This window comes from Allopseudospirillum japonicum (assembly GCF_900108915.1).
Classification (GTDB): Bacteria; Pseudomonadota; Gammaproteobacteria; order Pseudomonadales; family Halomonadaceae; genus Pseudospirillum; species Pseudospirillum japonicum.
Genome location: NZ_FNYH01000003.1, coordinates 51,098 through 63,823 on the forward strand (window position 1 = coordinate 51,098; position 12,726 = coordinate 63,823).

Here is a 12,726-nt window from a genome sequence, read left to right on the forward strand (position 1 = left end):
CCCCCAGAGGAGAAGGCATTTTGGTCTTTGTGTACTCAAACCGCCACCCAAGGCATGAGCGTAGACAAGGTTATAAAGTTTGCACATGAGGAAGACAGCCTTGTTCAAGCAGGTGCACAAGAATTTCTAGTCCTTGTTCTACTTGTTCGCGTTGTGCAGGGGCACTAATACAAAAACGGATACTTTGTGGAGCAGGATAACTTCCGACCGCAAAAGGCTCAGCACTTTTCACTTCTAACCCTGCGCGACGACAGCTATCGACAAACTGGCTCGCACGCCAAGGCTCTGGCAAGGGTAACCAAACATTAAAACCCCACGGCTGGGCACGCACCTGCCAACGGCCTAGATAGTTTTGCACTAACACTTGGCGTGCTTGGATTTCCTGTCTTTGCTGCTCAATCAAAGGAAGTAAACTCGCATCTGCTAAGCCTTGGCAAATCAGGGCGGGGGCTAATGGAGACACCATCCAGCATTGGGCTTTCAAGTTCGCGCGTGCATGAGGCAACAAGGATTCTGGCACTTGCAACATGCCCACTCTTAAACCACCCGCCACCAATTTAGAAAAACTGCTGATATGTAATGTTCGTTCTGGTGCTAATTCCAACAAGCTAGGTAAACGCTGTTCGCTTGGGTTTAGTTGCACATCATCTTCAAGCAACCACACTTGATATTCACGTGCAATTTGGACAATGGCCTCACGTCTTTCTAGCGGCAAGCAAGTACAGGTTGGATTGTCTTGATTAGGAATCAGATAAAGAGCCCTTGGTCTTTGGTGTTGGCATTGGCGCTCGAAAGCTTGCGGGATAAGCCCCTGCTGATCAAAAGCGAGTCCTTGATGCTTTAATCCCAATTGACGCGCGGCAGCGATCATCCCCGGATACGTCAAAGCACTGGAACAAATCACATCACCTGCATGCGCCACACTTTGTAAAGCCAAAGCAATCGCATGTTGGCCCCCTTGGCAAATCAAAAGCCTTTCAGCCTGAATAGGTAACCCCCAAGCTTGTAAGCTGTGGCTAATTTGTTGGCGATGGGCAAGCAAGCCTTGCTCGTTTTGGTACTCCAGTAAATTTTGTACCCCTTGTTGACTCAATTTAAGCAAACTTTGCTGTAACCAGAGCGCACTTTGCGGATTAGGAATTGGCAAACTTAAGCTGAAATCCAAGGGGCTTGGCGTTTGGCTCAAGTGTTGGAAACTTGTCTGAGTGTCTAGCACATAGGTGCCTCTACCGACTTGTGCACTAATCAAACCTCGGCGCTCTGCCTCTGCATAAGCACGGGTGACTGTGCCTACAGTCAACTTTAAGGCATGTGCTAAGGCTCGATGCGTGGGTAGACGTGTGCCTGGGACGAGTTCTTGCCGTTCTATCGCTTCGGACAAAGCATCGGCAAGCGCTTGGTATAAAGGCTTTTTTAACGGGTCGAGTTTAGGTATCCACATTGTTAGGTGACAATAAAAAAGTTGACGCTCAAAAAAGAGCAATTATAGTGACAATTAAGCAATACAAAGCGCGCATTGTGCGTAAAATTGCGTTGATTGTATGGGCTTAATCTACTCAAGCTATCACACATAGCAAACTAGGTGATCCACGCTAGCCCAAACTAGAAGCTAACATGATTAGCAAAACAGAAGTGCTTAAATGTAAGCATACAATATTTTTAAGCATACAAGGTTTTGTCCATACAGCCATGCTTTTTTCTTATCTTTTGCTTAAGGAGGATCCTGTGTTGAATTTAGAGTTGCCTTTATATACATGGCAAGATTTCTATTTACCGTTAATTTTGTTCGCTTTTAGCATGTCTGCGACCCCTGGCCCCAATAATTTAATGCTGACTGCCTCTGGGGCCAATTATGGTTTTAAGCGTACCGTACCGCATATGTTAGGGATTTCGGTTGGCTTTTTTCTATTATTAGCCAGTGTGGCTTTAGGTTTAGGCGCAATTTTTACCCAATGGCCGCAAGCACATACAGGGTTAAAAATCCTTGGCAGTGTGTACCTTTTATGGCTGGCATGGAAGATTGCCAACGCGCCTGCACCAGATCCTCAAGGTGTACCAGTAGGGCGTCCTTTTAATTTTATGCAAGCGGCTGCCTTCCAGTTTGCCAACCCGAAAGCTTGGTTAATGGCCATTGCTGCGGTGACCGGATTTACCGCGGTAGGGGATGCGTATTTAGTTTCTGCACTTTGGGTCGGTTTAATTTGTAGTTTAGTGAATTTACCGTCTATTTCGATTTGGGCAGGTTTTGGAGTAGCCATTGGACGCATTTTGAAAAGCGCACGCCATTGGCAATGCTTTAACTGGAGTATGGGCGCATTAACCGCCTCTTGTGTGCTGATGATTTTAGCTTAATCAAGGCATGGCCTTTTGCCATAACTGATTTAAACCAGTACCTAATTGGGGATCTGCATGGGTTTGAATCCAAGTTGCTATAAATTGCAAAAAACCACTGGCAGCATAAGGCAAACGTCGATCACGACGAATCACAAAATGCCAATGACTTTGAATCGGTAACCCCTGTACATCCAAGACTTGAATATCTGGATGTACAGGTGGCAAGACATGCCGAGAGACAACCGCAATCCCTAAACCTGCAGCCACACCAACCCGAATGGCTTCATTGCTGGCCATTTGTAAGACTTGCGCAATTTGTACCCCTTGGCCATGCAACCAGCTATCAAAGAGCATCCGCGTTGCTGAGCCAGGTTCCCTCAGTAAAAAATTTTCGTTTAACAACGCACGAATGCCAATCTGGCTGTCCTGCGCGCGTGCATGAGTACTGGGGGCAATCATCACTAGAGGATTATTAAGAAAAGGGGCACTTTCAATTTGAGGTACATTTGGCGGATGGCTAAACACATAAATATCATCTAGTTGTTTTTCTAAGCGCTGCATAATTTGCTGGCGATTGGCAATATGCAGTGTGAAGTCCACCTCAGGATACGCCTGCCGAAAAGGCCCCAACAAGCGTGGTAATACATACTGAGCAGTATTCACCAAAGCCAGACTAAAGCGTCCTTTTAACCCACCTCTTAACTCACCTAAATATTCTTGGAAATCTTCAAAACGCCCAAGGACATCCAAAGCGGTACGGTAAAGTTCTGCACCTGCTTGTGTTGGTTGTAAACGTCCTTGTTGCTGCACCAATAAGGGTTCCCCAACACTTTCTGTCAGGCGTTTTAGTTGTTGGGATACCGTCGGTTGTGTTAAGTGCAACTGACGCGCAGCCCCTGTCACTGAGCCTTGGCGCACCAAGGCAATATAGACTTCTAATAAACGAAAGGTGAGATGACGAACCTGCATACAAGTTACTTTAATTTTTACTTATATAGAAAATGATCTATAGCTTAAGCCATAAGATTTAATTAGTCACTTAGATAATGCAGGCGCACAATGCTCACACTTGATCGAAGTCAGCTGAGAGGAGGTAGGCCAAAATGCCTGATATTGTGGTGATGTTTTTTGTGTTGGGCTTGGTGGCAGGATTATTAAAATCCGATTTAAGCATCCCCAAAGCCGCTTATGACACCTTAAGTCTTTTACTCATGCTCACCATCGGGCTAAAAGGCGGTATGGGCTTACATGGTAATTTAACCTGGAGCCTAGTCCCCGAATTGCTATTAGTCGCGGCTTTGGGTGCAGTGATTCCTTTATTAATTTTTCCGTTAGCCAAATCGATCTTGCGGCTTTCGATTGCCGATAGCGCGAGTATTTGTGCTCATTATGGTTCTGTCAGTGCAGGCACTTTTGCTGTTGCTTTAGCTTATGCACATACGCAAAATTTAGTATTAGGACCAGAAACGACCTTGTATCTTGTCCTGCTGGAGTTACCTGCCATTATGGTTGGCTTAGCGCTTTATCGACGTTATGCCGCGCCAACACAAACGCAAGTGACCAAACTGGATTTATTGCACGAGACCTTCACTAATCGTGGGGTGGTTTTGCTCGCCGGCGGTGTCATCATTGGCTATATGTATGGGCCCTTACAGGGATCAGAAGTGACCACCTTATTTATTGGCGCTTTTAAAGCCATATTAGCGATCTTTTTATTAGAAATGGGCTTAACAGCAGCAGAAACCTTACGTCCATTACCGAAAGCGCATTGGCGTTTATTCATCTTTGCGGTATTGGCGCCTTTAGCCTTGGCAAGCTTAGGGATGCTGGCGGCGGCGGTACTCGCTTTACCTGCAGGCAGCGCTTTAATTTTAGCAACCTTAACTGCAAGTGCTTCTTATATTGCAGCCCCTGCAGCGATTCGTGCCGCGATTCCAGAAGCAGACATAGGTTTAGCCATGCTGGCCTCGCTTGGTTTCACCTTTCCTTTTAACGTGATGATTGGCATCCCTTTATATGATGCTTGGATTCACGCGTGGATGCTTTAATTAATAATTAAGCATGAATCGGTTGGGTTGCGGCTGGGCAACCCAATTTAAGAGAATTAAATCGCTTGTTTATTAAGAATGAGAGTACAGATAGAAGCAAAAGAACGTGCTTCAGGCGCAATGGGTAAATCAAAGCCCAAAGCACGAGAGACATCCGCTGCAGAAATAATCCCTCGAATAACCAACTCACCTTCAGGATTGCGATCCACGACTAAAGTATGCTGATCCCCTGATTCCTTCAAGGTTTCGACAACGTCGCCCACACTGGCTTGCTGCAAACGTGCATGTCCCAAACCATGCAAATCATGCTTAGGCGCCATCACTTGCTTGACGGTGATTTCCTGACGTGTCACACCTTGGTGATGCACGATTTGTGTGACCTTATTACTTCCTAAATCAAGCGCACTGACCACACCACTAAATTCCCCCTGTGTATTCAGTACCAGCAAAAGGCGTACACCACTTTGCTTCATAATATTGAGGGCATCATCAATGGAGGCAGTTTCTGGCAAGGTTTGTGGACGAATCTGGGTAAAATCAGTGACCACATCCATTGCGGGACTGGCTAAAGTCAGAGTGTGGGAGCGCACTGCGGGTAATTGTAAGCGTGCAATATCAGCAAGATGAATGCTATTGAGGGCATGATACGAGCTCATGTGGATATCTCCTAAAAAGGATTATTTTTATTATTTGTGCCTTCACAGCACGGCCAACAAGGAGTCCATTAGGTTTGAGAATACGTCCAAAGATGTTTTTTGGATAGCACTTTTTACAAAAATTTCTTATGGTGTTTAACAAGCTTTTGTATAAGCTTAAACACCTTAAACAAGCAGACTTTGATGGCCTTCTTGTTCTTTGCCTTTATTTAAATAAGTTTTCATATAGGTATATGCCTTATGGGTTGGAATTTCTGGAATAAAAATGCGGTCAAGCATCAGGCGCAGGAGGCCGCCTGCATCACCTTTAGTGCCAATTTACAGACACTAACTCAAGTACTTACAGAAGCGTTAGCCCCTTATATCACCGACTCATCAGCCAAATCACGTCAACTATTATTGGGTTTTGTAGAACCTCAAATTGATATGCAAGCAGCAAGCCGAATTTGTGAGTCTCAACTCGGACAATATGCACAGATTGTATTAATTTCTAGTGCAGGTAACTTGTATCATCAAGGACAGACCAGTACATCCTTATATTGTAAAGAAGCTGAAAAACCTTTGGTTTTTCAATTTTATTCACAAGCCATGTTAGCGGGTTTATCTATCCAGACTATGGGCCTAAAAAATGAGGATATTTTACGTGGACAACCAGAAGTTTTTCATGAAGCACGGGTACAAGCATTAAGCCAAAGTTTGCAGCACAGCATACGCCCTCCTTTTGCTCTCGATGCCACAGATTCAGTCGCATTGACCTTTATTGATGGTTTATCTCATAGTGAAAATTTTGTGATGGAGGCCGTGTATCGCAGCAAAGTATTTCCTTGTTTACTGATTGGTGGTTCTGCAGGTGGCTCGCTTAATTTTGATAAAACCCAAATGTATTATCAGGGAAAAATCTTCAGCCAAAGTGCGCTTTTTGTGCTAATCAAGCTCAAACCTGGCTACCGAATGGGGGTATTAAAAACCGAAAATTTTCGTCCAACCTCATTAAAAATGCATGTGGTTGAGGCCAGCCCAGCACGACGGCGTGTTTCCCAAGTGATATTAACAGGGCAAAAAGAGCCACAAAATATTATTGATGCTGTGTGTCATTTATTGGGCTGTCGCGCACAGGAGCTAGCGCAAAAACTGCAAAATTACACTTTTGGTATTCAGATTGAGCAGCAAGTGTATGCACGCTCAGTTGCACAAATTAATCTTGAAGAAGGCGCCCTTTATTTTTATTGTGATTTAAGCTTTGGTGATGAGCTATTCTTACTGGAGCGAACAAGCATGGCACAAAGTACCCAACAAGCCCTCCAGCATTTTTTACGTGATAAAGGTGAAGCACAAGCAATTGCTGGAATTTTAAATGATTGTATTTTAAGACGTTTAAATAATGCGACCAGCTTAAATCAGATCACAGAAATGGCTAATATCCCTGTCATAGGTTATAGCTCTTTCGGTGAATTATTAGGCATTAATATTAACGAAACTCTGTCTGCTTTATTTTTCTTTTCTGTACCAGAAAATACCCAATTCCATGATGAATTTATGCGGAAATTTCCAATTCATTATGCGTCTTGCCAGCTATATTTTAAACAAAGAGAGTTAAACCGCTGGCAATTATTGGCCCGCCTACGCGAAGGGTTAGTGACGCAAATGCATGAGTATCAACCGCATATTTTGCGTCTTTTGGATCAATTTCATGCATTACTCGCGAGCAAGCAATCACTGAATGCCGAAATTCAGCAAATGCAGGAAAATTTTGCGCAGTTACACCAAGAGTTAGCACATCAGTTACAAAATCAGCGCGGTTTGCAAAGTGAATTTGCGGACTTACCCAAAAATGCTCAGCAAATCGAAACGATTATGGCTACTATTGCAGGCATTGCGGAAAAAACCAATTTATTGGCCTTAAATGCAGCGATTGAAGCGGCACGCGCTGGTGAGCAGGGGCGAGGTTTTGCAGTGGTTGCCGATGAAGTCCGTACGTTAGCAAGCCATGTGCAGGCTTCTTTAAATCAGACCAGTGATTCTATCCAACGCCTGACTCAAAGTGTAGGCCGTATTAGTGAGCAATTAAGCGGCAGTGAAGCAGGTATTGAGCAAGTCGAAAATCAGTATGCACAGGCAGAAAACCTAATTACTGGATTATTAAGCGAAAATGCACGCAATTTAGCACAGGTACAGGAAGTATTAACTGAGGTTAACCAAGTCAATCAGCAAGTGGATGCAGTAGGGAGAGAAATTCAATTGATTGATCGGCTGGAATCCCAACAAAACGCTATTTAAATCAGATGCCGGCCGCCATCCATAGGTAAGGTTGCGCCGGTAATATAATGATTTTCTAGTAAAAAAAGTAAACTTTGTACAATGACTTCTTCGCCCGGCTCAATTTGCATAGCGGATTTTTTAAGTGCCTGCATTTTATAATTTTCATCGTCATCATCATTGAACTTAATTAAAGCCGGTGCAATTGCATTCACTTGAATATCTGGTGCATAAAGTGCAGCAAAAGAACGTGTGAGATTATCTAATCCTGCTTTGGTTGCTGCATAAGCCGCATGTTTTTTGGAACCTTTTTGCACGACATAATCTGTCATATGGACAATATCTTTATGGGGATCAGGTGATTTTAACAACAAATCATGGCAGTGCATATTGATTAAATAAGGTGCTAGCATATGCACTCTAAATAAGGCTTCAAAGTTATCAATTGCAGCCATCCCTAGGGTATCTTTACTCCAAGTCGAGGCATTATGCACAATGCCTCTTAGGCTATCTGTAATCATTTGTAGACGGTTAATAAAGTCTAAAATCCCTTGACTGGTAGAAAAATCTGCATGCAAAGTGCGTATGCCTAAATGCTCTAATTCTTCAATTAAAGGCCGATGTGTACGATAGCTAATAATGACTGGGTAGCCGGCATGATGTAAACGGCGTGCGCAATATAAACCCAAACGTTGTGCACCTCCGGTAATCAAAATCGGCGAACGGCTACCCATCAATTTCTCCTGCAAAATGTTCTATATCCCAGCATCTGGGCGGTCGGCTTATTTTAGCTCTTTAAGCTCTGTACGCGGCGCATAGGCAAATACATCAGAATGAATGCGGTCGTGGAATAGCTCGCGCGCTTCGAGGGCATCTTGTACGGCGTATACCATACCGGGTGAACCACTCACATACACTTCGCAATCACTAAAATCCGTATGATCTGCTAACAGAGCATCCACAACATGCCCTTTGCGACCACTCCAAGTGGTATCCACTTGTTCAGCTAAAATGACGGCTTCAAAATTAGCGTACTGTGCGTCCCAAGTTTTAACCAGTTCTTCTAAATAGTGGCCACCACTGCTACGCGCTGCCCAGTATAAAGTGATTTTATTAGCATATTGTGTTGGATTAGCAAAAGCATGCTCTAGCATGGCCTTCATTTGTGAAAAGCCAGTACCTGCGGCAATAAGTAATAAATGATCTTGCTCAGTTGGGCGCAAGATACAATCGCCTTTGGGGATATTGACTTGTACAGGCTCGCCAGATTGCAGCAAAGCAAGCAAGGCTTTGGAGTTTTCCCGTTCTGGTAAATATTGGATATGCAATTCTAGACTTTTACCATCACAAGCACTCGCAATTGAAAAGGCTGGGGTTTCACCCGTTGGCAAGACAATTTCTAAATACTGGCCTGCATCATACACCAGTTTGGTACCTTCTGGGGCATCAAGGCGTACACGGTATACATTGGCGGTGAGGTCTTGTACCTCTTGCACCTCTAAAGTCAAAGTTTCCACGTTTGCGGCTCCTTGGTAAGGGTCTGTTCTAGGGAAGATGAGTTTTTAGCTTTCTATGCCTAAATCTGGCCAGAGAGCATCAATTTTTTGTTTAATTTTTGCGTCCATGGCGATGGCACGCCCCCATTCACGTTGGGTTTCTCCCGGCCATTTATGCGTCGCATCCAAGCCCATTTTGGAACCTAAACCAGAAACAGGGGAGGCAAAATCCAAATAATCAATGGGGGTATTATCAATCATGACGGTATCGCGTTGTGGATCCATACGCGTGGTCAGCGCCCAAATCACATCTTGCCAATCACGCGCATTAATATCCTCATCGGTGACAATCACAAACTTGGTATACATAAACTGGCGTAAAAAGCTCCATACCCCCAGCATGACGCGTTTGGCATGCCCTGGGTATTGCTTTTTGATGGTCACCACTGCCATCCGATAAGAACAGCCTTCCGGTGGTAAATAGAAATCAACAATTTCAGGAAATTGTTTTTGCAAGATAGGCACAAATACCTCATTTAACGCCACACCTAAAATTGCAGGTTCATCAGGGGGACGTCCAGTATAAGTACTGTGATAAATGGGATTTTGTCTGTGCGTGATACGTTCCACAGTAAAAACTGGGAAGTGATCCACTTCATTATAATAACCTGTGTGATCACCAAAAGGACCTTCAGGGGCCATATCCTGTGGGTAAATATGGCCTTCCAATACGATTTCCGCACTGGCAGGCACTTGTAAATCTGAACCTAAACAAGGGGTCACCTGAGTACGACTACCACGTAATAAACCTGCAAAGGCGTATTCAGATAAGGTATCTGGCACTGGGGTAACAGCACCTAAAATGGTGGCTGGATCTGCACCTAAAGCCACTGCTACAGGAAAAGGGGTATTCGGATGGGCTTGTTGCCACGCCTGGAAATCTAAAGCCCCACCACGGTGCGATAACCAACGCATAATTAAACGGTTTTTACCAATGACCTGCTGGCGATAAATCCCTAGATTTTGCCGTTTTGCATGCGGTCCTTTGGTAATCACTAAAGGCCAAGTAATTAAAGGTGCGGCATCTTCCGGCCAGCAATGCATAATCGGCCATTGGCTTAAATCAACTGCATCCCCCTCTAACACGACCTGCTGACAAGGTGCCTGTTTAATTTCTTTGGGGGCCATTGCTAGCACTTGCTTAAAAATAGGCAACTTTTCCCAAGCATCACGCATACCCTTGGGGGGATCTGGCTCTTTTAAAAAAGCTAATAAACGCCCGACTTCACGCAGGGATTCGACTTGGGTTTGCCCCATACCCATAGCTACCCGTTTAGGAGTACCAAATAAATTGGCTAGGACAGGGACATGGTGACCTTTAGGATTTTCAAACAAGAGCGCAGGCCCGCCTGCCCTTAAGGTACGATCACAAATTTCTGTCATTTCCAAATAAGGATCAATCGGCTGGTGAATACGTTTAAGTTCACCTTGGGCTTCGAGTTGCTGGATAAAATCCCGTAAGTCCTTATATTGCATGTAGAAAGTCCCCTAAAAGGATCAGGCACGCGGCTAGATACTTGAGTAATTGAGTCGGATAAAACCTTAAACCTTATGTGGATTTTGATGATGACAAAAATGCGCAAGGGCAAGCCTGTGCCTGCCCCCTGCTTGGGTAACGCAAAAATACTGAATTATTTGCGTTTCATCGCTTCAAAAAATTCATCATTGGTTTTGGTATCCTTTAGACGCTCAACTAAAAATTCCGTTGCGGCCACATCTTCCATTGGGTTGAGCAGCTTGCGCAAAATCCACATTTTTTGCAGCTCTTCTTCAGTGGCGAGTAAGTCTTCACGTCGAGTGCCAGAACGGCGGATATTGATGGCAGGATAAACACGTTTTTCTGCGATCTTACGATCTAAATGCACTTCCATATTGCCTGTGCCTTTGAACTCTTCGTAGATGACTTCATCCATTTTAGAGCCCGTATCGACTAAGGCTGTGGCAACAATTGTCAAAGACCCACCAAACTCGATATTACGAGCGGCACCAAAAAAACGTTTCGGTTTTTCTAATGCATGGGCATCAACACCCCCTGTCAGGACTTTACCAGAGGAAGGTTGCACTGTGTTATAAGCACGTGCTAAGCGGGTAATAGAATCAAGTAGAATGACAACGTCTTTTTTGTGCTCCACCAAACGCTTGGCTTTTTCAATGACCATTTCAGCCACTTGCACATGGCGAGCCGGTGGCTCATCAAAGGTAGAAGCAACCACTTCGCCACGTACGGTACGCTGCATTTCGGTCACTTCTTCGGGGCGTTCATCAATTAATAAAACAATTAAATGACATTCAGGATTGTTACGTGTAATCGAATTAGCGATATTTTGTAACATTAAAGTTTTACCCGCTTTTGGCGGGGAAACAATCAAGCCACGTTGGCCTTTACCAATAGGGGAAACAAGATCAATGACACGCGCGGTTAAATCTTCGCTGGAACCATTGCCGACTTCCATATATAAGCGGGATTGGGGAAATAAAGGGGTGAGGTTTTCAAATAAAATTTTATGTTTGGCGTTTTCAGGTTTATCAAAGTTAATTTCGTTAACTTTCAATAACGCAAAATAGCGTTCCCCTTCTTTAGGCGGGCGAATTTTGCCTGAAATCGTATCCCCCTTACGTAAATTAAATCGCCGTATTTGACTGGGGGAAACATAAATATCATCTGGGCCGGCAAGATAAGATGAATCAGCAGAACGTAAAAAGCCGAAACCATCTTGTAAAATTTCTAGGACACCATCGCCATAAATATCTTCACCACTTTTAGCATGTTTTTTCAGTATGGTGAAAATAATATCTTGTTTGCGTGAGCGGGCGAGATTGTCGATCCCCATTTCATGGGCGATATCCAGCAGTTCTTGGACTGTCTTTTGCTTGAGTTCGGTAAGATTCATGAGTGCAAAGAGTGATTATTATTGCTCGAGTTGATGGCGTATCGGCACATTGGATTGGGTAGTGGCGGGACATGTATCCATAGAAACTTAACATCCTTAAACACACAAGGGGTAACAGCAAGCGTCTATAATGCAATGACAGCGTAACGCCACAACTAGGATCCACACAGCTTAGAGTTTACACTGCAGCGGCTGGGATAAGCGACCGACAATATATATGCTGGTGTTCTTTGTCTACAAAACTTCTAGTCTTGTTTAGAACATCACTAGATTATATTCCAAAGCCAGGTCGCTTGCCTGTCTTTGATATAAGCGGGAACTGTGACTCTGTGAGTGTACGGCTACAACTTAATTAAAGTACCCTAAATAATCCTAGTTAGCCTGTAGACAGGAAAACTTGGAAGGCCTGTACGAGCCAGAGGGAGATCGGGTATCACTTTAGGGCTGGCTAAACGTAGGCCTTGAATTTGATTGCATTCGAAGATAACCGAATTTAATACGTATTGCAACTGGCATCCCTGCCATTAAGACTCCCTCACCTTTAATGGAGGAGGGAGCTTACAAACGCAACAGCGCATAGATTAAAGGCTAGCATCCAAAAAAGCCACGAGCTGAGACTTAGATAAAGCACCCACTTTAGTTGCCTCCACTGTGCCATCTTTAAATAACATCAAAGTGGGGATACCACGAATACCAAATTTAGGCGGGGTATCGCTATTCTCATCAATATTGAGCTTGCACACTTTCAACTTGCCCGCATACTCTTTGGCGATATCTTCCAAAACAGGTGCAATCATTTTACAAGGGCCACACCACTCTGCCCAATAATCCACCAACACAGGCATATCGCTTTGCAATACGTCTTCTTCAAAGGAAGCATCAGTCACGGTATAGATGGCGTCACTCATGGGGATTTACTCCAAAGGCTAATTGTATAAAACAACTAATATAACATTTTTTACAGAGAAAAAGCGTGGTACTTGCT

11 protein-coding genes are annotated in these 12,726 nt (G+C 44.1%); 3 read left to right on the top strand and 8 right to left on the bottom strand.

From position 1 onward, the window contains the following. Positions 1-70: 70 nt before the first annotated feature. Complete coding sequence (locus BMX05_RS04135) at positions 71-1,441, bottom strand: aminotransferase-like domain-containing protein (RefSeq protein ID WP_093308709.1); 1,371 nt, start codon at positions 1,439-1,441, stop codon at positions 71-73. A 284-nt stretch (positions 1,442-1,725) separates the two neighbouring features. Here BMX05_RS04135 and BMX05_RS04140 point away from each other — a divergent pair, with 284 nt between their 5' ends. Further along, positions 1,726-2,352, top strand: a complete 627-nt coding sequence (locus BMX05_RS04140) for a LysE family translocator (RefSeq protein WP_245710431.1) — start codon at positions 1,726-1,728, stop codon at positions 2,350-2,352. Here the strand turns inward: BMX05_RS04140 and BMX05_RS04145 are convergent, their stop codons facing one another. Continuing rightward, positions 2,353-3,303 (bottom strand): LysR family transcriptional regulator, encoded by a 951-nt coding sequence (locus tag BMX05_RS04145; RefSeq protein WP_093308710.1) that lies wholly within the window; start codon positions 3,301-3,303, stop codon positions 2,353-2,355. 134 nt (positions 3,304-3,437) lie between these two features. Here BMX05_RS04145 and BMX05_RS04150 point away from each other — a divergent pair, with 134 nt between their 5' ends. Beyond that, positions 3,438-4,382: a sodium-dependent bicarbonate transport family permease gene (locus BMX05_RS04150; protein ID WP_093308711.1), complete on the top strand. Its 945-nt coding sequence runs from the start codon at positions 3,438-3,440 to the stop codon at positions 4,380-4,382. Positions 4,383-4,438: 56 nt separating this feature from the next. On the opposite strand, the gene BMX05_RS04155 is transcribed toward BMX05_RS04150, so the two are convergent. Then, positions 4,439-5,038 carry a CBS domain-containing protein gene (locus BMX05_RS04155; protein WP_093308712.1) on the bottom strand — a complete coding sequence of 200 codons (600 nt, stop codon included), beginning with the start codon at positions 5,036-5,038 and terminating at the stop codon, positions 4,439-4,441. Between the two features lie 240 nt (positions 5,039-5,278). Here BMX05_RS04155 and BMX05_RS12865 point away from each other — a divergent pair, with 240 nt between their 5' ends. Further along, positions 5,279-7,315 (top strand): methyl-accepting chemotaxis protein, encoded by a 2,037-nt coding sequence (locus tag BMX05_RS12865; RefSeq protein WP_093308713.1) that lies wholly within the window; start codon positions 5,279-5,281, stop codon positions 7,313-7,315. On the opposite strand, the gene folM is transcribed toward BMX05_RS12865, so the two are convergent. From folM to trxA, 5 genes are all read right to left on the bottom strand, one after another. Continuing rightward, a complete protein-coding gene (folM, locus tag BMX05_RS04165; RefSeq protein WP_093308714.1) occupies positions 7,312-8,028 on the bottom strand; it encodes a dihydromonapterin reductase in 717 nt (238 codons plus the stop codon). The genes BMX05_RS12865 and folM overlap by 4 nt on opposite strands. 48 nt (positions 8,029-8,076) lie before the next feature. Continuing rightward, the gene (locus BMX05_RS04170) at positions 8,077-8,811 is read right to left on the bottom strand and encodes an NAD(P)H-flavin reductase (protein WP_093308715.1); all 735 of its coding nucleotides are present in this window, start codon (positions 8,809-8,811) and stop codon (positions 8,077-8,079) included. Positions 8,812-8,856: 45 nt separating this feature from the next. After that, complete coding sequence (gene ubiD / locus BMX05_RS04175; RefSeq protein ID WP_093308716.1) at positions 8,857-10,326, bottom strand: 4-hydroxy-3-polyprenylbenzoate decarboxylase; 1,470 nt, start codon at positions 10,324-10,326, stop codon at positions 8,857-8,859. A 155-nt stretch (positions 10,327-10,481) separates the two neighbouring features. After that, positions 10,482-11,741, bottom strand: coding sequence for a transcription termination factor Rho (rho, locus tag BMX05_RS04180; protein ID WP_093308717.1), 1,260 nt, complete (start codon positions 11,739-11,741; stop codon positions 10,482-10,484). 581 nt (positions 11,742-12,322) lie between these two features. Further along, entirely contained in the window at positions 12,323-12,649 is a 327-nt protein-coding gene (gene trxA / locus BMX05_RS04185) for a thioredoxin TrxA (RefSeq protein WP_093308718.1), read from the bottom strand. Positions 12,650-12,726: the final 77 nt, after the last annotated feature.